Genomic DNA, 22,389 nt, shown 5'->3' with positions numbered 1-22,389 from the left:
CACTCAGACGCAGGACGGGCACACGCCGCGGTAGGTGACCTCGACCTCGGAGACCGTGAAGCCGAACCGTTCCGCCGCGGGAAGGTCGGCCAGCGGATCACCGGCCGGGTGGACGTCGCGGATGGTGCCGCAGGCGGAGCACACCAGGTGCTGGTGCGGGTGGTGCGCGTTGGGGTCGTAGCGCTTGGCGCGGCCGTCGGTGGAGACCTCGATGACCTCACCGAGGGAGACCATCTCTCCCAGCGTGTTGTAGACGGTCGCCCGGGAGATCTCGGGCAGCCGCCGTGCCGCGCGGGCATGCACCTCGTCGGCCGTGAGGTGTACGTGGTCGCCGTCGAGGACCTCCGCGACGACACGTCGCTGGGACGTCATCCGCCAGCCACGCCCGCGCAGTCGCTCCAGCAGGTCACTCATATCGGTTCACCTATTCAGGTTTGGTGGGACACCCGAAGTTTACCGGTGGGCGCCCGAGTCCTGATCGGACAGGGGTTTGACGTGTGGTTTGACGTTCTTCTTGACTAAGACTCTGTCCATTGTAGGATCGGTTCCGGCGATAGCCAAGGGACGGGAAGACTCCAGTACGGCAGGAGACAGAGACGTGACGGGACCACCGCCGAGACACCGAGCGGTGGCGGCCTGCCGGTGACGACCGCTCTCGGCGCACCGCCCGCGACCGTCCGGAACGGCCACCTCCCCGGGCGTCATGGCGATCACCTCCCCGGGGGCACTTCGCATGGACCACGTCTCCCTCAAGTCGTGTACGAAGCTCTCCACGCGCTCACCGCGGCGGGGCGTCGGGGACCACCACCGGGGCCCGCCCCGGCTGGTCCACCGCCCACAGTTCCTGAGCACCACGATGTTCCTGAGCACCACGTTCCTGAGCACCACGATCCACCCGGTCCGGAAGGATTCCCATGTCTGAGAACCATGATGAAATCGTCGTAGACGCGAAGAAGGACAAGGAGAGCGGAGGTGGCTGCCCGGTCGTGCACGGGCGGGCCCCGCACCCGACTCAGGGCGGCGGCAACCGCCAGTGGTGGCCGGAGCGGCTCAATCTGAAGATCCTCGCCAAGAACCCCGCCGTGGCGAACCCCCTCGGCGAGGAGTTCGACTACGCCGAGGCGTTCAAGACCCTCGACCTCCCGGCCGTGAAACAGGACATCGCGGCTGTCATGACGGACTCGCAGGACTGGTGGCCGGCCGACTTCGGTCACTACGGCCCGTTCATGATCCGTATGGCGTGGCACAGCGCGGGCACCTACCGGATCAGCGACGGCCGCGGCGGTGGCGGGGCCGGCCAGCAGCGCTTCGCCCCCCTCAACAGTTGGCCGGACAACGGAAACCTCGACAAGGCCCGCCGTCTGCTGTGGCCGGTCAAGAAGAAGTACGGCCAGGCGCTCTCGTGGGCCGACCTCATGATCCTCGCCGGCAATGTCGCCCTGGAGACGATGGGCTTCAAGACCTTCGGCTTCGCCGGCGGTCGCGCGGACGTGTGGGAGCCCGACGAGGACGTCTACTGGGGTCCCGAGACCACCTGGCTCGACGACGAGCGCTACACCGGCGACCGTGAGCTGGAGAGCCCCCTCGGCGCGGTCCAGATGGGCCTCATCTACGTCAACCCCGAGGGCCCCAACGGCAACCCGGACCCGCTCGCCGCGGCCCGCGACATCCGCGAGACCTTCCGCCGGATGGCGATGAACGACGAGGAGACGGTCGCCCTGATCGCGGGCGGTCACACCTTCGGCAAGACCCACGGCGCGGGCCCGGCGGACAGCGTCGGCGCCAACCCCGAGGGCGCCTCGATCGAGGAGCAGGGCCTCGGCTGGAAGAACTCGTACGGCACCGGCAAGGGTGGCGACGCGATCACCAGTGGTCTTGAGGGCATCTGGACGAACACCCCGGTGACCTGGGACAACAGCTTCTTCGAGATCCTGTTCGGCTACGAGTGGGAGCTGTTCCAGAGCCCCGCGGGCGCGAACCAGTGGCGGCCGAAGGACGGTACCGGAGCGGGCACCGTCCCCGACGCCCACGACGCGTCGAAGACGCACGCCCCGACGATGCTCACGACGGACCTCTCGCTCCGGTTCGACCCGGCCTACGAGGAGATCTCGCGCCGCTTCCACCAGGACCCCGACGCGTTCGCGGACGCCTTCGCCCGCGCGTGGTTCAAGCTGACCCACCGCGACATGGGCCCGGTCGTGCGCTACCTCGGCCCGGAGGTCCCGGCCGAGGAGCTGCCGTGGCAGGACCCGCTCCCCGCGGTGACGCACGAGCTGGTCGACGCCGGTGACATCGCCTCGCTCAAGAGCCAGGTGCTCGCCTCCGGTCTGTCGGTCTCCGAGCTCGTGTCCGTCTCGTGGGCGGCGGCCTCCTCCTTCCGCGGCAGCGACAAGCGCGGCGGCGCCAACGGTGCGCGTATCCGCCTCGAACCGCAGAACGGCTGGGAGGTCAACGACCCCGACCGGCTCGCGACGGTGCTGCGCGCCCTGGAGGGAATCCAGAAGACCTTCAACGACGCCCAGAGCGGTGGCAAGCGGGTCTCCCTGGCCGACCTGATCGTGCTCGCCGGTGGCGCGGCCGTCGAGAAGGCCGCCCAGGACGCCGGTTTCGACGTGGAGGTCCCCTTCGCGGCGGGCCGCGCGGACGCGTCGCAGGAGCAGACGGACGTCGAGTCGTTCGCCGCGCTCGAACCGGCCGCCGACGGCTTCCGCAACTACCTCGGCAAGGGCAACCGGCTGCCGGCCGAGTACCTGCTGATCGACCGGGCGAACCTGCTCAACCTGAGCGCGCCCGAGATGACGGTCCTCGTCGGTGGCCTCCGTGTCCTGGGCGCGAACCACCAGCAGTCGTCGCTCGGCGTCCTCACCGCCACCCCCGGGGCGCTGACCAACGACTTCTTCGCCAACCTGCTCGACCTGGGCACGACGTGGACGGCGACGTCCGCGGACGCGAACACGTTCGAGGGCCGCGACGCCACGGGCGAGGTCAAGTGGACCGGCAGCCGCGCCGACCTGGTCTTCGGGTCGAACTCCGAGCTGCGGGCGGTAGCGGAGGTCTACGCGAGCGATGACGCGAAGGAGAAGTTCGTGAAGGACTTCGTCGCCGCGTGGAACAAGGTCATGAACCTGGACCGGTTCGACCTCGTCTGATCACCCTGTCCGGGCCGGCCCTCAGCGGCCGGCCCGGACGCGTATCCGTTCAGTACGGTGCTGGCCGCCGCCGCTCAGCCGGCGGCGGCCAGCACCGTCCGACGGCCGCCCAGCGCGGCGGAGAACTGGTCCGTCACCTGCACCAGGGCCTCGGCGGAGCCCGGTGCGACCGTCAGCTTCCCGTCCTCGCCGACGGTGATGTCCTTGTCGAGGGTGAACCAGCCCGGGACGATGTGCGAGGCGCCCATGGAACTCAGCACCGGGCGCAGCGCGTAGTCGATGGCGAGGACATGGGCCGTGCTGCCGCCGGTGGCCAGCGGCAGCACCGTCTTGCCGGCCAGGGCGTACTGAGGGAGCAGGTCCAGCAGGGACTTCAGCAGCCCGGAGTAGGCGGCCTTGTAGACGGGCGTACCGATCACCACACCGTCCACCCGCTCGAACAGTGCCGTGGCCTCGACGACGGCGGGGTGCCGGAAGTCGGCGCCGAGCAGCGCCTCGGCGGGCAGGCTCCGGACTTCCAGCGAGGTCACGTCGTGGCCCTGGTGCCGGAGCCGGTCGTCCAGGTGACGCAGGAGGCGTGCGGTGCGGGAGGTGGCGGAAGGGCTTCCGGAGACGGACAGGATGGCGGCCATGTGAGGGGACCTTTCCGGTTCGGGGTTCAGAGGGAGCGGAAGGGGCGGACGGGCCGGGGCGGTTCGCCGGGGCGCCCGTCGTACGGCGTGGTCACCACGCGCTCGACCGCACCGTGATCAGCGGCACCAGGTCGTCGCGCAGCGTCTCCAGGAAGGTGACGGTCTCCGCCGCCACCGAACGGTGCTGCAGGTCGTTCAGGACGTCGTGGTGGGCGCCGCGGACCACCGAGAGACGGGCACGGGGCAGGGACGTGGCGGTACGGACGAGCGCGTCGCGGTCCGCGAGCGGATCGGCGTCGCCGACGAGGATCAGCACCGGGACGCCGATGTCGCCCCCGTACGCCGCCGCGAGCAGTACCTCGGGCACCGCGTCGTCGAGCGAGCCCCGCCGGATCAGGGGGTCGTCGGTGAGCGTGGCCCGATGGGCGGGGCACGCGGTGCGTACGTCGAGTTCGTGGTCCCAGGCGCCGACGCGGGTGGCGGCGTGGCCCGGAAGGCCCGCGAGAACCACGGCGTCCGGCCGCCATTCGGAGGAGGAGCCCTCCCCGCCGAGGAGGGCGGCGGTGGCGACGGCACCGGTGTCCGCCCCCACCACCACGACGGGGTGGATGACGCCGTCCCGCGCCACGGTGCCCTCGACGGCGTCGGCGAGGCGGGCGCCGAAGCGGGTCAGTGAGCCGGCCGGGTCGTCGGCGTCGAGGTCAGGGGCGTCGATGACCCGGACGCGGTACGCGTCGGCGGCGAGCCGCCGGCCGAACCGGGTGTAGGCCGCCCGGGTCTCGCCCCGGCCGGGGACCACGATGACGGTGCCGCGTATGCGCAGGCCGTCGGGGCCGTGGTGGTCGGTGTACTCGGTCAACTCATGCTCCCGCTGGTACGGATCGAGGGTCGGGGTCGGGGTCGGGAATCGGTGTCGGGGATCGGTGTCGGAGATCGGTGTCGGGGGTGAGGGCGAACGGGGTCGGGGGCCTGCGGCCAGCGGCTCAGTTCTTCACGAGCCGGCGCGCGTCGGTGTGACGGTTGGCGGGGACCGGCAGGCCGAGGTTGCCGCGCAGGGTGTCGGCCTCGTACGCGGTGCGGAACAGTCCGCGCTCGCGCAGGATCGGCACGACACCGTCGACGAAGAGGTTCAGGTCGTCGTCGGTGCGGAAGGCCAGGTTGATGCCGTCGAAGGCGCCCGCGCCGAACCACTCCTCGATGCGGTCGGCCACCGTCCCCGGCGCCCCGACGAACGGCGACCGGCGGAACTCGCCAAGCGATTCGGCCACTTGACGGAGTGTCAAATTCTCGGCCGCGGCCCGCTCGATGATCTTTCCGGCACCGGTCCGTCCCCCGTTCTCCGCGAGGTGGGCGACGTCCGGGAACGGCGCGTCCAGATCGTGCGCACGGAAGTCGTACGCGCCGAACGAGCGGCCGAGGAGCGCGAGATTGCGGTCGAAGTCGTTGTCCTCCTCGAAGATCTCGCGCTCACGCCGGAGCGCGGCCTCGTCGGTCGCGGCGACGACCGGGCCGCCGTGGAGGAAGATCTTGATGTGCTCGGGGTCGCGTCCGTACGCGGCGGTGCGCTTCTTGATGTCGGCGTAGTACTCCCGCGCCTGCGTCAGTGAGCCGCCCGGCGCGTAGATGCCCTCGGCGACCCGCGCGGCGAGATCGCGGCCCTCCTCGGAGACCCCGGCCTGGAAGATGACCGGCTGGCCCTGCGGCGAGCGCGAGAGGTTGAGCGGTCCGGCGACCTTGAAGTGCTCCCCCTCGTGGTCGAGCGCGTGCAGCTTGGCCGGGTCGAGGAAGACGCCGCGCTCCACGTCGGCGGGGAAGGCGTCGTCCTCGTAGGAGTCCCACAGACCCCGGGCCACCTGGACGGACTCCAGGGCGCGGCCGTACCGGGTGGCGTAGTCCAGGTGCTCGTCGAGCCCGTAGTTCCTGGATGTGCCGGTGTCGAAGCTGGTCACCACGTTCCAGCCGGCCCGGCCGCCGCTGATGTGGTCGAGCGAGGCGAAGCGGCGGGCGAGGTTGAACGGGGAGTTGTACGTCGAACTCGCGGTGCCGACCAGGCCGATGTGCCGGGTGTGGGTGGCGACCGCGGACAACAGGGTGAGCGGTTCCAGCCGGTTGAGGTAGTGCGCCGGGTAGGTGGCGTTGATGAACTGGCTGTCGACGACGAACAGGGCGTCGAAGAGGGCGTGTTCGGCTGCCTGGGCCTGCCGGATGTAGTAGTTGATGTCGATGCTGGCGTTCTTCGCGACGCGCGGGTCCTTCCAGAGGCCGTGCTGGCCGGGGCCGCCGACGCCGTACGGGTGCAACGCGAGGTGGATCCTGCGGGACATGGTTCGTTCCTCTCAGTGGTACGCCGGTCCGCTCAGGCGTCGAGCAGGGCGCGCAGGGCTTCGCGTTCGGCCCGGTCGACGGGGTCCGTGCGCAGGGTGGGGGCGGAGCTGACGAGCAGGCGTGTGTAGGCGTGGCGCGGGTGGTTGATGACGTCGTGGGCGGGACCGGACTCGACGAGTTCGCCCCGGTACAGCACGGCGATCCGGTCGGCGGTCCCGGCGACGGAGCCGAGGTCGTGGGAGATGAGGACGAGGGCCACCCCGGTGGCGCGGAGTTCCTTGAGGATCTCCAGGACCTGGACGCGGTTGGCGGAGTCCAGGGCGCTGACCGGCTCGTCGAGGACGACCAGCCGGGGCTCGGTGACCAGCGCGCGGGCCACGGCGACCCGCTGCCGCTGGCCGCCGGAGAGCTCTCCGGGCAGCCGGCCGAGCAGTTCCTCGGCGAGGCGGACCCGTCCGAGGAGGACACGGGCCCGCCCGGCCGCCTCCTTGCGCCCGACGCCCTGGACGAGCAGCGGCTCGGTCAGGGACTCCTCGATGGTGAGGTCCGGGTCGAGGCTGCGCAGCGGGTCCTGGAAGACGTACTGGATCACGCCGCGGCGGCGCAGGGCGCGCCATCGGCGGTTGCCGTACGTCCGTACGTCCTCGCCGTCGACGACGATCGATCCGGCCGAGGCGCGCACCAGGCCGAGCACGGCGCGGGCGAGCGTGGACTTGCCCGAACCCGTCTCGCCGATGATGCCGAGGGTCTCGCCGGGTGCGACGCACAACGAGACGTCGCGCAGGGCGTGATGGCGTCCGCGGCCCCGGCCGTAGTGCACGTCGAGGCCGGTGATGTCCAGGACCGCCGCCGTGGGCCCCGTACGGCCGGCCGTCGTCGCCGTGACCGCCGTCACCGCCGTCGTCGCCGTCACCGCCGTTGTCGCCGCGGGGAGTTCGCCGGTCACGATGTCTCCTTGGGGGTGAGGAACTTCTCCAGGCCGTACTGGTCGTGCTCGGCGATGAGGAGCCGGGTGTACGCGTGACGCGGGTCGTACAGCACCGACCGTGTCGGCCCGTGCTCCACCACATGACCCTCCCGCATCACGAGCACCTCGTCGCACACCTGGGCGACGACGGCCAGATCGTGGGAGACGACCACGAGCGCCAGACCGGTCCGCTCGCGCAGTTCGGCGAGGAGGTCGAGGATCTCGGCCTGGACGGTCACGTCGAGCGCCGTCGTGGCCTCGTCGGCGATGAGCGCCCGCGGTTCGGCGGCGATGGCCGCCGCGATCAGGACGCGCTGGAGCATGCCCCCGGAGAGCTCGTAGGTGTACCGGCCGTAGACCAGCTCCGGGTCGCGCAGCCGTGCGGCCCGCAGCAGTTCGACGGCGCGGTGGCGTGCCTCGCGCCTCTTCAGCCCCTTCTTGACCCGGACGACCTCGGCGATCTGGGCGCCCACGCGGATCGCCGGGTTGAGGTACGACGCCGGGTCCTGGAAGACCGCGCCGACCGTGGCACCGCGCAGGGCCGTCCACCGGCGGGGCGTCAGGGTCGCGATGTCGGTGCCGGCGATCTCGACGGAGCCGCCGGTGACCTCGAAGTGCGGGGGAAGGATGCCGAGCGCCGCGCGGCAGGTGAGGGTCTTGCCGCTGCCCGACTCACCGACGATGCCGACGGCCTTGCCGGGCGTGAGTGAGAAGCTCACCCCGTGGACGATCTCCCGGTCGGTGACCCGGTCGCTGATCCGTACGTCGCGGACCGCGAGCACCGGCGGAGCCGTCGGGCCCGCCTCCTGTGCCTGTTCGGGCACGGTGTGGTGGGACAGTGTGGTCATCGGGCACCTCCGGCGGAGACGGGACGGGCGTGGTCGCGGCCCCCGGCGCGGGCCTTGCGGTGGTTGACCAGCGCGCGGCCCGCCTCACCCGAGACATCGCGGATCACGTCGGCGAGAAGGTTGCAGGCCCAGACCGTGACCATGATCAGCAGTGCGGGCGCCAGCGGTGCCCACGGCTGGTGGCTGAGATAGCCGAGGTCCGAGGCGAGCAGACCGCCCCAGGTGGGCGCGGGCGGCTGGACGCCGATGCCGAGGAACGTCAGGCTCGACACGATGACGAACCCGACGCCGATGGTCTGGGCGAGCGCGACCGCGAGCGGCGGGAGCACCTTGACCCAGACGTGGCGGCGCACCACCCAGCCGATGGAGGCACCGGAGATGAGCGCCGCCTCCACGTACGGGGAGCGCGCGACGGCCAGGGTGGCGGCACGGGACACCCGGTAGAAGAGCGGCGAGACCAACGCGCCCGTGACGAGCATGGCTTGGGTGATGCCGTTGCCGAGCAGCGCGATCACGGCGACGGCGAACAGCAGGAACGGCAGGGCGACCAGAGTGTCGGCCAGGCGGAGGGTGAGCCACTCGAAACCCCGGCCCAGGTAGACGGAGAGAATGCCCGGTACCGTGCCGGCGGCCAGCGCCGTCAGCGCGACTTCGAGCGAGCCGAGCACACTGACGCGTGAGCCGTCCAGAAGGCGGCTGAACACATCACGGCCGAGGTGGTCCGTACCCAGCCAGTGGGCGCCCGAGACGTTCGCGAGCGTGTGGTCGCTGGTGGCCAGGGGATCGTACGGAGCGAGCCAGGGGCCGAGGACCGCCAGGAGCGCGATGACGGCGAGGAGGCAGACGGCGATCCTGCCGGACGTCAGGGCGAGGACACGACGCACCATGTTCACACCCCCCGCTGGGCGGCCGGCGTCACACGGGCCAGCACCAGGTTGACGATCAGGTTGAAGGTGACGACCAGGACGATCGACACCACGAGGACGCCCTGCACCGCCGGTACGTCACCGGCCTGGGCGGAGTCGTTGGCGAACCGGCCGAAGCCCTGCAGCCCGAAGATCCACTCGGTGACGACGGAGGCGCCCACCAGGGACGGGAACTTGAGGCCGAGGGTGGCGAGCGCCGGCCCGAGGCCGTTGCGCAGGACATGGCCGAAGAAGATCCGCCGCGGCCCCAGTCCCCGTACCACCGCGCCCGTCACGTAGTTCTCGCTGTACGCCGCGATGAGGCTGGTACGGAGTTGGCGGGCGACGTCGGCGATGACGTCGAAGCTCAGCGCGAGCGCGGGAAGCGTGATGTGCGCGAGCCACGGGCCGATCCCCTGCTCCGCGGGTACGTAGCCGGCCGAGGGGAACAGATCAAGGCCGACCGCGAGGACCGTGACCAGCACGATGCCGACGACGAAGGCCGGCATCACCGAGATCACGGTGACGAACCCGGTGATCGCCCGGTCGAGCGGTGTGGTGCGCCGGACCGCGGCCAGTGTGCCGAGGAGGAAGCCGACGACCACCCCGATGATCAGGGCGAGGACCGCGACCGAGAGGCTCACGCCCAGGCCGAGGCCGATGAGGGCGGAGATGTCGGCCCCGTTGACCCAACTGGTGCCGAGCTGTCCGTGCAGGACATCGGTGAACCACTGCCAGTACTGGGTCAGGAAGGGCTGGTCGAGACCCCATTGGGCCTCGATCCGCCGGATCGCCTCGGGCGTCGCCTGCTCGCCGAGCTGGATCCGTGCCGGGCTGAGCCCGCTCAGCGACCGGAGCGCGAACGTCACGAAGGTCGCGACCAGGAACACCGGCACGAAGAGCGCGGACGACCGGCCGAGGACGCCCAGGACGCGGCCCAGTGCGTGCCGCGTCCTGGTCGCGACGACCCCGCGACGGCGGGCGGGAGTGACCACGGGTGCGGTGATCGTCATGGGTTGCCCCCTCTCTGGGGTGAACGGATGTTCTGGGGTGGGTGGATGCTCCGCAGCGGGTGGACGCTCCGAAGCGGGCGAAGGACTCTGGAGCGGGTGGATGTCAGTTCCCGGACAGGGTCACGCCGGTCCAGTCGATGTGGGCCGGGTTCTTGGGCAGGCCGGAGACCGACCGGCTCTTGGCGAAGAGGTTCGGCGAGGAGTACGTGAAGACCAGCGCCTTGCTCCCGAGGCCGGCCCGGGTCGCCGCCCGCAGGACCTCCGGGTAGTCCGGCGCGTCCAGCGGGGTCTGACGGACCTTCGCGACGGCCGCCGCGAAACCGGGCGGCTGGTACGGGGTGCTGAGGTTGAGCGGGCCGTTGGGACCGAAGTGCGCGGTCAGGGTCTGCACCGCGGAGTCGCGTCCCGTGGTCGAGTACAGCGAGAAGGTCAGGTCCTTGGCGAAGAACGGGGTGGCCCAGTTCTTGTCGACCTTGATGGTGACCTTGATGCCGACGGCGGCCAACTGCGACTGGACGATCTCGGCCTGGGGATCCTCCGCCGGGATGACCAGGTCGAGCTTGATGTCACCGGCCCGGTGGCCCGCCGCGGCGAGGAGCTTCCTCGACTTCGCCGGGTCGTACGGGAAGGAGTCCGCCGCCTTCGGGTCGTAGGCCACGTACCCCTTCGGGAACGGCTGGTCGGTCGCCTCGCCGTGGCCGAAGGTCAGCTTGTCGACGAACTCCTCGCGCTTGATCGCGTGCCGGACGGCGTCGACGACCCGGTCGTCGTCGAACGGCGCCTTGTTGACGTTGAGGCTGATGTTGGAGGCGTTGAAGCCGGGCTGGACGAAGACGTCGAGTCCGGCCTTCTCGGCGGCGTCCGCCTGGCTCGGGTCGATGTCCGCGAAGTTGTAGACGCCGGTCCGCAGTCCGGAGACGACCGTCGAGGCGTCCGGGGCCGAGATCAGCTCGACGTTGTCGATGTGGATGTTCTTCGCGTCCCAGTAGTCCGGGTTCTTCTTCAGGACGGCCTTGGTGCCCGGTATCAACTGCTGGACGACGAACGGCCCGGCGCCGACGGGGTTCTGGTCCAGCTTCTCCGGCGCTTTCGCCGCCTTGGGGCTGGAGATCTGGAGCACGCGCTCACCGAGCAACTGCGGTATCTGGTAGTCGACCTGGGTGAGGTGGAGCACCGCGTCCAGTCCGTTCGCCTCCACCGACCTGATCGAGGTCAGGTCGCCGAAGAGCGCGGAGTTCTTCTGCTTCTGGGCCCGTTCGATCGCGGTCTTCACGGCGGCGGCGTCGACCGGCTCGCCGTCGCTGAACTTCAGCCCGGGGCGCAGATGGAAGGTGATCCGGTCGCCCTCGGCGTTGTACTCCCAGCTCTTCGCGAGGTCGGGGACCGCGTTCCCCTTCTCGTCGGTACGGGTCAACGAGGCGTAGACCAGGGCGAGTTCCCGGAACTGGGCGCCGCTGCCCGAGACCACCGGGTCCCAGTGGGTCGGGAAGTACGAGGAGGCCCACTTCAGTGTCGCGCTGCCGGTCGCGGAGGAGGCGTCGCCGCCGCAGCCGCTCAGGGCGGGGGCGAGCAGGGCGACGAAGGCGGTTCCGAGGGCCTTGGCTCGCAGGCCGCCGGCCTTCCGGACGGGCCGGGCCCGGCCGGGGCGGCGGATCGTGACGCGTGTGGACATCTCATTCTTTCTGTGGCGGGTCCCGGCCCGAGGCAGGCATGCGGGATCGGCAGACGGGGACAGCTCTGGACGAATCCACGCGAACCACCGGCGCGTGGCCGCACGGGCAGGGCGCAGGAGGTGTCGAGGAGCCGTGTGGCGTGCGCTGTTCCGGCGACGGGGGACGACGGTGCCGTGAGACGGACCGGTGGTACGGAGACGGTGCGCGACGGAACGCGGAGAGGGGGGAGGCGCGGGTGCGGGCGAGGCCCGGCGGAACGCCGGTGCCGCGGGCGGGGGTCAGGCGGTGCCTGAGGGCCGGGAGCGGCGGCGGGTGGTCAGCGACAGAGTGCGCTGGAGGTGCGCCGCAGGTCCACGTAGCGGCACACCACACCGGGATGCGTCGTGAGCATGCTGCACATCCTGGGGCCGACCGTCAGAGGCTGTCAATGGACACCAATTGGTGTCTCATTCGGTGGAACGGTCTCCGGCCTCGGGGTCGGGGCCCTGCGGGAGCGGGTGACGGGTGGCCGGATGCACCGCGGCTTCCCGGGGATGCAGCCACAGCGGGCCGTTCCCGGTGTCCACCCGGACCGCGTGCGGCGGCGGCCAGGCGCCCTCCGCCGGCCCCGGCCGCTCGGGTTCGGTCAGGCTCCGGTGGCGCTCCAGCGCCTGGGCCGGGGAGAGCGGCGCCGCGGTCTCCAGCAGCCCCGGGCCGACCGCGTCGACGGCCGTCGCGTACTCCTCGAAGGACCGCAGGCCGGGCACCACGCGGTACCCCGAGGGGGCCCGGACCAGCAGCGTCGGCAGCGCGTAGCGGTATCCGCCGTCGGCGGTCTCCTTGGCGGCGCCGGGATGCGGCGATCCGCCGCGTACGGACCGCACTTCGGGGACCGGACGGCGCGCCTCCGCACGGTCGGCGCGTACGCGTTCCAGGACGTCGGCGCTGGCGGCGTCGGCCGCCAGTCGCTCCGGGTCCAGATCCGGCACCCCGCGTACCGCGGACAGCGCCAGCGCGGTGGTGTCCGCCGGTTCACCGAGGACGAAGACGGTCTCCCGCAGCCGCCGCAGCACCCGTTCGGCGACGTCGGGGCCCTGGAGTTCCGCGGCCTTGGCGACGAGCGAGGAGGGCCAGGAGCTGGCCGCCACGCGGCTCAGCCGGACCGCGCGCGGGGCCAGGGTGTGCGCGGCGACCTCCGCCACGTACCGCTCGTACCAGGCCGTCTCGGCCGCCGGGTCGGGCGCCGGGGCGTCGTCGTGGTCGAAGAGGATGGCGTACACCCGTCGCCAGCGGACCCGGTCGGCCAGCGCCTCCCGCAGCCGGCGGAACACGGGCTCCGATCCCCAGGACCAGGGGCACAGGGGGTCGGTGTACTCCACCATCTCCACCAGCGGCGGCTGCGGCCGCGGTGTGCCTGTCACGCGGCGCCGATCCTGGGGCGCCGTCCCGCCTCGTCGGCGGGCAGCAGCGAGGCCAGGGCCACTGCGCCCAGCACCGCCACCGCGTCCGCCTCGACCTGCCGCCACACCCTGGGCAGGCCCGCCGCGGGGCCCGGGTAGTCGAGCCCGGCCAGCGACTCGCCGCGCAGGGTGATCACTTCGCCGTCGACGGCGCGCACGACGTCCAGAACCGTGATCTCCTCGGCGGGCCTGCCGAGCCAGTACCCGCCCTCGCAGCCGCGCTGACTGCGCACCAGACCGGCCTTCCGCAACTCGCCCACCACGGACTTCAGGAACCGGAACGGAATGTCCTGCGAGGAGGCGATGGCCTCGCAGGTGAGCGGACGGCCGGCTTCACGGGCGAGCTCCAGAAGAGCCCGCGTGGCGTAGTCCGCCTTCGCGGAGATATGCATGCGCCCATCATGCCCGGACGGCCGGTCGGAGGCGAGGACTTCCGGTGGGCTTCCGTCGCCTCCCCCGGTTCGTTGCGGGAACATTGCCGCAGGTGAAGCCCAAAGGACACCTCTTGACATCCTTTTGGCCGCCGCCCTAGCGTCCGTGCCATGAGCGAGCCGCCGACGACCACCCCGGGTGAGGGTTTCCACCCGCATCTCCCCGACGCCGAGGGCCGCCCGGCGGCATCGTTGCGCACCCGTCTGCACCACATCCGCGCGGACGCCCTGGACGCCGACACGGCACAGAGCGGCGGCATGCGGAGGTTCGCCGCGATCAGCGGGAAGACCGTCGGCTCCGAGAAGCTGTGGATGGGCCAGACCCTGGTGGCCCCCGCGACCTCCTCCTCCGACCACCACCACGGCGCGTCCGAGACCGCCATCCATGTGGTCGCCGGACACCCGGAGTTCGTCTTCCTGGACGACTCGGGTGACGAACCCCAGGAGGTACGTCTGCGCACCTCCCCCGGTGACTACGTCTTCGTCCCGCCGTTCGTGCCGCACCGGGAGGAGAACCCCCACCCCACCGAGGAGGCCGTGGTGGTCATCGCCCGCAGCACCCAGGAGGCGGTGGTGGTCAACCTGCCCCATCTGTACGCGCTTCCGGCCGAGGATGCCTGACGGGCCTGACGGTGGCCACACCGGATCGCGGGCGGGCCGCCCACCCGTTTCAGCCCGGGGTCTCCGACAGCTCCTCGTACAGCCCGCGCAGGGCGATGTGATCGTCGTCGGTACCGGTGTGTACGGCGGCGAACCAGCCCGCGTACTCGGCGATCTCGGAGAGCCGCCAGTCGAGCGCGAACAGCTCGACCATCGCCGGGTCGGGGCCCAACTGGTCGCCCGCACCGGCCCCGAGCAGGTCCGCGTAGTCACGCTCGCGCGGTGCGAGGGCCAGCGACTCCCAGTCGACCAGCCGCAACCCGCGGGCGCCCACGACCTGGTTGGCGTGGTGCGGCTCGCCGTGGGTGGGCACCCAGGAGTCGCGGTGGGAGAGCGCGATCTCCGCCAGGTCGAGGTACCGGCCCGTCCAGCGGCCGATCGCGTCCTCACGCGCGGCGATCGCGACCCGCGCCTCCTCCGCCAGCGGTCCTGACGTCCAGGTGCGTGCCGTACGGGCCCGCAACTCGTCGGCGAACTCCGGGCCGACCCGTGGAGCCCACGGCCGCAGACCGTCGGGTGGTACGGCGCCGTGCAGCGCGGCCAGCGCGGCGACGACCTCACGGATGTGTCCCGGCTCGGCCGCCTCCGCCTCGGTCGGGGACCGTCCCTCCCACCACGGCGTCACACTGAGCACACCGGCTCCGACATCGACGGTGAACCGTCCGGACCGGGCGGGCAGCGGCGCGCACACCACGTCCGGACCGGCGACGGCCAGTGCGGCGGCTCCGGCGTAGGCGGCCTCCAGCGACGCCGCGGTGTGCCGGGGGCCCAACTGGTCCAGCGTCACGAACAGCGTCGTACCGCCGCCGGCCACCCGCCAGTGGTGCGCGCCGAACCCCACGGGCAGGTAGTCGATTTCGGCGACCTCGGGCAGCCAGTGCGTACCGACCGCGCGGGAGACCGCCGCGTCACTGATGAAGGAAGGACGGGAGAACACAAGATCCGATCCTAGGGAGTACACGGGCCGCGGTCACCGGAATTCCGCCGCCGGGCGGCGCCAAGGCACCGTCGCCACCTGGGCCTTACGGGGTCAGGGCCGCCGCGCACCGAGGACGTCACCGCCATGTGTACATCGATGTAAGAAGGTTGGCGCACGTCTGTGTACATCGATGTACACGCGGCTCTACTCTGGCGCTCGCATCCCGTGCGCCCCCAGGAAGGAGCTCCGTGTTCCGTCTCCGCCATCCCCGCTTCCGCGGGCCCCGCGGCCCCCTCTCGCGTGGCCTGTCCCCCACCCCCGCTCCCCCGGCCCGCCCCCGTGACGACGGCCGCCTCCGGCGAAGAGCCCGTGCCGTACTGCTGGGCGCGGCCGGGGCGTTGAGCCTCGCGCTGCTCGTGCCCGCCGCCCCCGCTCTCGCCGCCGGTACGGCGGGGACCTCCGGCGCCGCGGTGCGGGACGCCGCCCCCGCCGCCACGGGTACGCCGTTGCGCAACGGCACCGGGCTCTACCCCCGGGCCATCCGGCTCGCGCACAACGGCGCCGCGAACGGGCGCGTACTCGCGAGCGTCACCACCTTCGAGGGCGACAACGGCATCGCCGCCTTCCACGAGAGCACGGACAACGGCTCGGTCTTCCGTGAGGTGGGCAAGGTCGCCGATCCGGAGTCGTCCGGGGGCCAGGGGCAGTGCTGCGGCACCCTGTTCGAACTCCCCCGGCAGGTGGGCGCGTTGCCGGCCGGCACGCTCCTCTGGGCGGCGTCCGCCGGACAGGACGAGCCGAACCGGCGGATGTCCCTGCGGGTCTGGCGCAGCAACGACGTGGGCCGTACCTGGTCCTACCTGTCGTCCTGTGCCACCGCGAGCGGCACGGGCGGGCTGTGGGAGCCGGAGTTCTCCGTCGCGGCGGACGGGGCGCTCGTCTGCCACTACGCCGACGAGACCGACGCCGGGCACAGCCAGAAGCTGTCCGCCTCCCGCAGTTACGACGGGGTGCACTGGCAGGACCGCCGCGACACGGTGGCGAGCGGCTGGCAGCCCGACCGGCCCGGGATGCCGATGGTGCGCAAGCTGCCGAACAGCACGTACTTCATGAGTTACGAGATCTGCAACCCCGGCGGCCAGTACCAGTGTGTGGTGCATTACCGGACCTCGGCGGACGGCTGGAACTGGGGGGATCCGGCCTCGCTCGGGTTCCGTCCCGAGACGGTCGACGGCAAGTACTTCCGGGCCGCGCCGACCGTCGCCTGGGCACCCGCTCCGGACGGCGGACCGAACGGCCGGCTGCTGCTGATCGGGCAGCAACTGCTCAACCGTGACGGCACCCCGGCGGCGGACAGCGGCCGGACGATCCTCGCCAACACGGAGAACGGCACCGGGCCCTGGTACGAGATCGAGTCGCCGGTGCGGGTGGCGAACCCGACGGCGAACTACTGCCAGAACTACAGTTCACCGCTGCTCCCCTCGGCCGACGGGAGGCAGGTCCTCGAAATCGCCACCGACTGGGACGGCACCGTCTGCAAGCCCTACTACGCCACCGCCGGGATCACCGGCAGCGGTGACGCTGCCGGTGTGGCGGACGGCGCCCTGTACCGGCTCGTGAACGCCAACAGCGCGCACTGCCTGGACGTGGCCGAGGACTCCCGGCTGCCGGGCGGCAACGTACAGCAGTGGACGTGCAACGGCCTCGGACCGCAGGAGTGGACCCTGCGTGCCCGCGGCGGCGACCGCTTCACCCTCACCGGCCGCAACAGCGGGTACTGCCTGGACGTGAAGGACGGCTCGCAGACGCCGGGCGCCGATGTGCGCCAGTGGTACTGCAACGGCGCCGCCGCGCAGGACTGGCGGCTGGAGAACGTCGGCCGCGGCTCCTACCGGCTCGTCGCCCGGTCCAGCGGTCAGTGTCTGGACGTGGCCGAGGGCTCGCGCGTACCGGGTGCCGATGTGCGCCAGTGGACGTGCAACGGCCTCCAGCCCCAGCTCTGGCACCTGCGCCGGGTCTGACCGGCTCGCGTACGCCAACGCCTTCCCGGCACAGGCCGGGGAGGCGTTGGCGTACGGCGAGAGACTCCGCTACGAGGCGTCCTGCTCCTCGATGGCGGCCGGACGTATCTGCGCGGCGCGGATCCGTTCGACGTCGAGCTTGGCGCCGCGGTCGAACCGGTAGACGCCGTTGCGTTCCTGGAACACGTCGGTCAGTTGGGTGTAGCAGTAGCCGAACATGGCGGGGTCGTCCAGCAGCACGCCCGTGAGCCCCTCGAACCGCGCGTGGAACTCCTTCTCGTCGCGCACCCGTTCGCCGTATCCCCAGGACTCCGTCCGGTCCTCGCCGGACGACGCGGCGGCTGCGGCGGGGTCCCACCAGATGCCGCCGAACTCGCTGACGAAGTAGGGCTGGCCCCGGTAGGGAAGGGAGTAGACGGCGCCGTTCTCATGGGTGTTGAGGTACGGGTCGTCCTTGGCCAGGCCCGACATCTGGCGCTGGAAGGCGGCCGGGTCCTGTTCGTAGCTGTGGGAGTCGTAGATGTCGGTCTCGATGACCCGGTGGGCGTATCCGGAGGTGTCGAGGACCGGCCTGGTCGTGTCCATGGCCTTGGTGGCCAGGAACATCGCCCGGGTCACGGCGTCGAGTTGGGTGACGCGGTCGTGCAGCTTCTGATACGTCTCGTTGAGCGGGCACCACCCGATGATCGAGGGGTGCGAGTAGTCGCGTTCCAGCGCCTCCAGCCACTGGGCGGTGTAGGAGGCGTCCGGCTGCTGGTTGTCGCCCGACGAACCGCCCGTCTCGCAGCCCCAGTCGCCGAACTCCCCCCAGACCAGGTAGCCGAGGCGGTCCGCGTGGTAGAGGAAGCGCTCCTCGAAGACCTTCTGGTGCAGCCGCGCCCCGTTGAAGCCCGCCGCCATGGCGAGCTCGATGTCGTGGACCAGGGCGGCGTCCGTCGGCGCGGTCATCAGGCCGTCCGGGTACCAGCCCTGGTCGAGCACCAGCCGCTGGAAGAGGGGCCGCCCGTTGAGGGTGACGGCCTTGCCGCGGATGCCCACGGCCCGCAGGCCGGCGTAGCTCTCCGCGCTGTCGGTCACCTCGCCCGCCGCGTCGAGGAGTTCGATCCGCAGGTCGTACAGGTGCGGATCCTCCGGGCCCCACGCGCGCAGCCGCTCCTCGGGTACGGGCAGGTGCAGGCGCGGTGCGAGGTCGAGGTCGGCGCGGGCCTCCGCGCGGCAGACCTCCCCGTCGTCGTCGGTGAGGACGGCGCGCACCCGGTGGCCGGGCCGGTTGCCGGAGAGCGGCAGTTCCAGATGGAACGCCGATCCCGCCAGGTCGGGGGTGACGCGCGGACGCCGCAGGTGGAGGTCGGGGACGGGCTCCAGCCACACGGTCTGCCAGATCCCGGTGACCCGGGTGTAGTTGCAGTCGTGGTTGGCGTACTGGACGGCCTGCTTGCCCCGGGCCTGCGGGCCCGACCGCGGGTCGCGGGCGCGGACGGTGAGAGTGACCTCGCCGGAGCCCGCGAGGTCACCGAGGTCGGCGGTGAACGGGGTGAACCCGCCCCGGTGGCGGGCCACTTCGGTGCCGTTGGCCCACACGGTGGTGTCGTAGTCGACGGCGCCGAAGTGCAGCAGCACCCGGCGTCCGGCCCACTCCGGCGGCAGGGTGAGTACCCGCCGGTACCACACGGCCTCCAGGAAATCGGTGTCGCCGATGCCGGACAGCTCCGATTCGGGCGGGAAGGGGACAACGATCTCGCCGGTCAGGGCGCGGTCCAGGAGACCTCGTTCCAGGCCGCTGTCCCCTCGGTCGGTCTCGAACTGCCAGGTGCCGTTGAGGTTGAGCCAGTCGTCACGGACGAACTGGGGTCGCGGGTACTCCGGGCGCGGTACGGAGGAAGTGGGCACACATGCTCCAGTCGGTGTGAGGGGGCGGCGCTGTCACCGAACCCACAATGTACATCGATGTAAATACGGGACCGGCCGGGATCGGCCGGGGCAGCCAGGATCGGCCGGGGCAGCCGGGGTCAGGTGCCGCCGAGACCCGTGGTGGCCACCGATCTGATGATGCGCCGCTGGAAGAGCAGGAACATGACGATCAGCGGCAGCGAGGCGAGCAGCGCGGACGCCATGGACTGCGCGTACAGGATGCCGAAGGAGTCCTTGACGGTGGCCAGGCCCACCGGGAGGGTCATGAGGCCGGGGTCGTTGGTGACGATGAACGGCCACATGAAGTTGTTCCAGGCGCCGATGAACACGAAGATCGCGACGGCGGCCACGATGGGCCGGGACAGCGGCAGGACGATCGACAGGAAGACCCTGCCCTCGGACGCGCCGTCGATCCGGGCGGCGTCCTCCAGGTCCCGGGGCAGCCCCTCGAAGAACCGCTTGAGGATGAACACCATCATCGGCGCCACCACTTGGGGCAGGATGACCGCCGCGTACGTGTCCACCAGGTTGAACAGGAGCATCTGCTCGAAGAGGGGGACGACGAGCAACTGCGGCGGCACCATGATGGCGGCGACGGTGACGGCCAGCAGGGCCCGGCGCCCCCGGAACGTACCGCGCGCGAAACCGTAGGCGGCGAGGGTGGAGACCACCACGGTGATCAGGGTGACCAGTCCGGCCACGAGGAAGCTGTTGAAGGCCCAGGTGAGTACGTTCCCGCGGTCCAGGATCTGCCGGTAGGACTCCAGGGTGAAGGCGCCCTTGAACGGGGACAGGCCCGGCTTCGCCACGTCCTGCTCGCTCTGGAGCGAGGTGGCGACCGCCCAGACGAGCGGCAGCAGCCAGACGGTCGCCAGGACGACCAGCGCGGTCCCGGCCAGGACGCGCGGCAGCCGTCCCGGGCCGAGCAGCATCGGTGAGCCGCCGGCCTCGCGGGGCGCGCGGCGCCGCGGGCGCACAGGAGTTGCGGTAGCGGACACGGTCAGTCCTCCTGGCGGAAGAAGCGGAGCTGCGCGACGGAGATGACGATCACCAGCGCGAAGAAGATGTAGGAGATGGCCGAGGCGTAGCCCAGCCGGTAGCCGGTGAACCCGACGTCGTAGACGTACTCCAGGATGGGACGGGTGGTGCCGTTGGGGCCGCCCTTGGTGAGGATGTAGATCTGGTCGAAGACCTTGAGCGAGGCCAGGATCTGGAGCATGGCCACCAGCACGGTGGTCCTGCGCAGTTGGGGCAGGGTGACGGACCACAGCCGTCGCCAGGCGCCCGCGCCGTCGAGCGCGGCGGCCTCGTCGAGGGTCTCCGGCAGGGCCTGGAGTGCGGCCAGGTAGAGCAGGAAGTTGAAGCCGACGGTCCACCAGACGGTGAGGGCGGCGATGGACCACATGGCGACCGACTCGTCGGACAGCCAGCCGACGGGCTCCATGCCGAACGCGCCGAGCAGTTCGTTCCCGAAGCCGATGTCCGGCTGGTACAGCCACGTCCAGATGAGGGTCACCACGGTGACGGGCAGCAGATAGGGCGCGAAGAACGCCAGGCGCCACGCCCACTGGCCGGCCAGACCGCTGTGGACCAGCAGCGCCATCGCGAGGGAGACGAGCACCAGGGGGACGCACGAGATGAGGGTGAAGACGAGTGTGTTGCCCAGGCTGCTCCAGACGTCCGGGTCGCGGAACGCCTCGGCGTAGTTGGCGAACCCGACGAAGGTGGTGTCGCGCAGCGCGAGCGAGCTGTCGGTGAAGCTCATCCAGACGCCGTGGGCGACGGGCCAGACCAGGAAGAGGCCGAAGAGCACCAGGAAGGGCAGCACGAAGAGCAGGCCGTCGCTCCGGCCGGCGGCGTCCTTCTTGGTACGGAAGGGCAGTCGGCGGCGCGGAGGGGTGGACGGTGGCGTGCCGGTGGGCACGGCGGTACCGGTGGGTACGGTGGTTGTCACGTCTGTACGCTCCTTGTGCTCCGGTCAGGCCACCGGGTTGGGCTGCCGAAGCAGCGCGTCCGCCTCACGGACCATCTGCCGCACCGCCTTCTCGGCCGAGGTGTTGCCGAGCAGCGCCGCCTGGAGCGGCTGGCACATGCGGTTCTGGAAGTTCGAGGCCGCTCCCGCGAACCAGTTCGGCGGGTCGAGCACCGCCACCTCGCCCGCGTCCGCGTAGGACGACTGGGGGCGCAGCTTCGCGTACTCGGGACGGCCCAGTACGGGCTGGTACGCGGGGATGTGCCCGGCGCTCGCCCAGGTGAGGCTCTGCTTGAGCATCTGTGCGACGTACCGGTGGGCCTCGCGGCGCCGCGCGGGGTCGGGGTCGGCCTGATGCGGCAGGACGAAGCTGTGGGAGTCGGTGTAGACGGCGGGGCGTTCGAAGACCTGCGGGAAGGGGGCGGCCCCCAGGTTGATGCCCGACTTGCGCAGGGCGGGCAGTTCCCACTCGCCGAGCATGACCATCCCGCCGCGGCCGTCGAGGAACGCGGCCATCGCACCGTAGTAGTCGAGGTTGTTGGGGTTGGTCCTGCCGTCGAAGAGCCGCTGCATGAACGACACGACCCGGACCGCGGCGTCGGTGTCGATCTCGGGCGCGCCGCCGTCGGGCAGGGTGAAGGAGGCGCCGGTCTGGGCGTAGAGGGCGGCGAACTGCCGCCAGCACTGCGCGGTGTCGGTGACATGGCCGAAGAGGATGCCCGAGCCGCCGGTGACCTTCGCGAGCGCCTTCCCCGCGTCCAGCAGGGCCTCGGGGGAGCCCATCGGGGCGAGTTCGCCCGAGGGGTCGAGGAGTCCGGCCTGGTCCGCGGCGTCGCGGTCGTAGAAGACGATGAAGGGGTGGACGTCCAGCGGGATCGCGTACACGGTCCCCTCGTACCGCGTCCGTTTCCAGACGGCCGGGGTGAAGTCGGCCTCGCCGCAGCCGAATTCGGCGAGCAGGTCGAGGTCGAAGGGGTCCAGCAGTCCGCCGGGGGCGTATCCGGCCAGCCGGGAGAGGTGGAGGACGGCCACGTCGGACGCCCGGCCTCCGGCCGCCGACATGGCGAGCTTGGTGTAGTAGGACGGACCCCACTCCAGGATGGTGCGGTCGACGGCGAAGCCGTCGGGGGCGGTGGAGACGGCCTTGATCATGTCGTTCATCAGGATGCCGTCCCCGCCCTGGAAGAGGTCCCAGACCTTCAGGGCCGAGGCATCGGAGGACGCGGCCGGCGAGGCGCAGCCGGTCAGCGGGCCGGAGGCGAGCAGCGCGGCGCCGGCGCCGGCCATGCCGTAGCGCAGGAGGCCGCGGCGGCTCACGCCCGCCGTCGGCGGGGGCGTGAGCGCGGGCCGCGGCCCGGGGGCAGGTGGAGAAGAACTCATCACGGACCTTTCGACGGCCGGTCGACCATGCCGGTTGACGGCGGCCACCGGCATGGGCAACCGGTGGCGGCCCACCGCCGAAACGGGTGGGCACCGCTCCGGCGACCGGCGCGATGCCATGTTTTTACATCGATGTACAACGGC

At 71.4% G+C, this 22,389-nt stretch carries 20 protein-coding genes; 4 read left to right on the top strand and 16 right to left on the bottom strand.

The genetic code is table 11. The features are described from left to right. Window positions 1–3 precede the first annotated feature (3 nt). Window positions 4–414 carry a Fur family transcriptional regulator gene (locus tag ACIO3P_RS26315; RefSeq protein ID WP_329825201.1) on the bottom strand — a complete coding sequence of 137 codons (411 nt, stop codon included), beginning with the start codon at window positions 412–414 and terminating at the stop codon, window positions 4–6. Between the two features lie 319 nt (window positions 415–733). Between ACIO3P_RS26315 and ACIO3P_RS26310 the strand changes: the two genes are divergently transcribed. Both ACIO3P_RS26310 and katG read left to right on the top strand, forming a co-directional pair. After that, on the top strand, window positions 734–922 hold the full coding sequence (locus ACIO3P_RS26310; protein WP_329825200.1) for a hypothetical protein: 189 nt from the start codon (window positions 734–736) through the stop codon (window positions 920–922). Next, window positions 915–3,149 carry a catalase/peroxidase HPI gene (gene katG, locus ACIO3P_RS26305; protein WP_401853819.1) on the top strand — a complete coding sequence of 745 codons (2,235 nt, stop codon included), beginning with the start codon at window positions 915–917 and terminating at the stop codon, window positions 3,147–3,149. The genes ACIO3P_RS26310 and katG overlap by 8 nt, the downstream gene beginning before the upstream one ends. Before the next feature lie 74 nt (window positions 3,150–3,223). On the opposite strand, the gene ssuE is transcribed toward katG, so the two are convergent. The 10 genes from ssuE to ACIO3P_RS26255 form a co-directional block, all read right to left on the bottom strand. Continuing rightward, window positions 3,224–3,781 carry an NADPH-dependent FMN reductase gene (ssuE, locus tag ACIO3P_RS26300; protein WP_329825198.1) on the bottom strand — a complete coding sequence of 186 codons (558 nt, stop codon included), beginning with the start codon at window positions 3,779–3,781 and terminating at the stop codon, window positions 3,224–3,226. 91 nt (window positions 3,782–3,872) lie between these two features. Further along, a complete protein-coding gene (locus tag ACIO3P_RS26295) occupies window positions 3,873–4,640 on the bottom strand; it encodes an alpha/beta hydrolase (RefSeq protein ID WP_401853823.1) in 768 nt (255 codons plus the stop codon). A 124-nt stretch (window positions 4,641–4,764) separates the two neighbouring features. Beyond that, the gene (locus tag ACIO3P_RS26290; protein WP_401853825.1) at window positions 4,765–6,105 is read right to left on the bottom strand and encodes an LLM class flavin-dependent oxidoreductase; all 1,341 of its coding nucleotides are present in this window, start codon (window positions 6,103–6,105) and stop codon (window positions 4,765–4,767) included. Window positions 6,106–6,137: 32 nt separating this feature from the next. Next, window positions 6,138–7,001 (bottom strand): ABC transporter ATP-binding protein, encoded by an 864-nt coding sequence (locus ACIO3P_RS26285; protein WP_401854041.1) that lies wholly within the window; start codon window positions 6,999–7,001, stop codon window positions 6,138–6,140. A 47-nt stretch (window positions 7,002–7,048) separates the two neighbouring features. Continuing rightward, on the bottom strand, window positions 7,049–7,921 hold the full coding sequence (locus tag ACIO3P_RS26280; protein WP_401853828.1) for an ABC transporter ATP-binding protein: 873 nt from the start codon (window positions 7,919–7,921) through the stop codon (window positions 7,049–7,051). After that, complete coding sequence (locus ACIO3P_RS26275) at window positions 7,918–8,808, bottom strand: ABC transporter permease (RefSeq protein ID WP_401853831.1); 891 nt, start codon at window positions 8,806–8,808, stop codon at window positions 7,918–7,920. The genes ACIO3P_RS26280 and ACIO3P_RS26275 overlap by 4 nt, the downstream gene beginning before the upstream one ends. Before the next feature lie 2 nt (window positions 8,809–8,810). Next, window positions 8,811–9,839 carry an ABC transporter permease gene (locus ACIO3P_RS26270; RefSeq protein ID WP_401853833.1) on the bottom strand — a complete coding sequence of 343 codons (1,029 nt, stop codon included), beginning with the start codon at window positions 9,837–9,839 and terminating at the stop codon, window positions 8,811–8,813. 103 nt (window positions 9,840–9,942) lie between these two features. After that, window positions 9,943–11,511 carry an ABC transporter substrate-binding protein gene (locus tag ACIO3P_RS26265; RefSeq protein WP_401853836.1) on the bottom strand — a complete coding sequence of 523 codons (1,569 nt, stop codon included), beginning with the start codon at window positions 11,509–11,511 and terminating at the stop codon, window positions 9,943–9,945. A gap of 447 nt (window positions 11,512–11,958) precedes the next feature. Further along, a complete protein-coding gene (locus ACIO3P_RS26260) occupies window positions 11,959–12,873 on the bottom strand; it encodes a DsbA family protein (RefSeq protein WP_401854043.1) in 915 nt (304 codons plus the stop codon). Between the two features lie 35 nt (window positions 12,874–12,908). Next, a complete protein-coding gene (locus tag ACIO3P_RS26255; protein ID WP_329825190.1) occupies window positions 12,909–13,343 on the bottom strand; it encodes an Rrf2 family transcriptional regulator in 435 nt (144 codons plus the stop codon). A gap of 150 nt (window positions 13,344–13,493) precedes the next feature. Here ACIO3P_RS26255 and ACIO3P_RS26250 point away from each other — a divergent pair, with 150 nt between their 5' ends. Beyond that, entirely contained in the window at window positions 13,494–14,003 is a 510-nt protein-coding gene (locus ACIO3P_RS26250; protein ID WP_329825189.1) for a cupin domain-containing protein, read from the top strand. Window positions 14,004–14,052: 49 nt separating this feature from the next. Here the strand turns inward: ACIO3P_RS26250 and ACIO3P_RS26245 are convergent, their stop codons facing one another. Continuing rightward, the gene (locus ACIO3P_RS26245) at window positions 14,053–14,979 is read right to left on the bottom strand and encodes a phosphotransferase (protein ID WP_401853838.1); all 927 of its coding nucleotides are present in this window, start codon (window positions 14,977–14,979) and stop codon (window positions 14,053–14,055) included. 359 nt (window positions 14,980–15,338) lie between these two features. Between ACIO3P_RS26245 and ACIO3P_RS26240 the strand changes: the two genes are divergently transcribed. Then, entirely contained in the window at window positions 15,339–16,982 is a 1,644-nt protein-coding gene (locus tag ACIO3P_RS26240; protein ID WP_401854046.1) for an RICIN domain-containing protein, read from the top strand. A 69-nt stretch (window positions 16,983–17,051) separates the two neighbouring features. Here ACIO3P_RS26240 and ACIO3P_RS26235 read toward each other — a convergent pair whose 3' ends face one another. The 4 genes from ACIO3P_RS26235 to ACIO3P_RS26220 form a co-directional block, all read right to left on the bottom strand. After that, complete coding sequence (locus tag ACIO3P_RS26235; RefSeq protein ID WP_401853840.1) at window positions 17,052–18,872, bottom strand: glycoside hydrolase family 2 protein; 1,821 nt, start codon at window positions 18,870–18,872, stop codon at window positions 17,052–17,054. Window positions 18,873–18,991: 119 nt separating this feature from the next. After that, entirely contained in the window at window positions 18,992–19,891 is a 900-nt protein-coding gene (locus ACIO3P_RS26230) for a carbohydrate ABC transporter permease (protein WP_329825186.1), read from the bottom strand. 2 nt (window positions 19,892–19,893) lie between these two features. Continuing rightward, complete coding sequence (locus ACIO3P_RS26225) at window positions 19,894–20,847, bottom strand: carbohydrate ABC transporter permease (protein WP_401853843.1); 954 nt, start codon at window positions 20,845–20,847, stop codon at window positions 19,894–19,896. Between the two features lie 24 nt (window positions 20,848–20,871). After that, on the bottom strand, window positions 20,872–22,245 hold the full coding sequence (locus ACIO3P_RS26220) for an extracellular solute-binding protein (RefSeq protein WP_401853845.1): 1,374 nt from the start codon (window positions 22,243–22,245) through the stop codon (window positions 20,872–20,874). Window positions 22,246–22,389: the final 144 nt, after the last annotated feature.

It is taken from the genome of Streptomyces sp. NPDC087310, from assembly GCF_044744405.1.
Taxonomy (GTDB): domain Bacteria; phylum Actinomycetota; class Actinomycetes; order Streptomycetales; family Streptomycetaceae; genus Streptomyces.
Note: the sequence above shows the minus strand (reverse complement) of the source record. Positions and strands in the feature narration are given on the sequence as shown.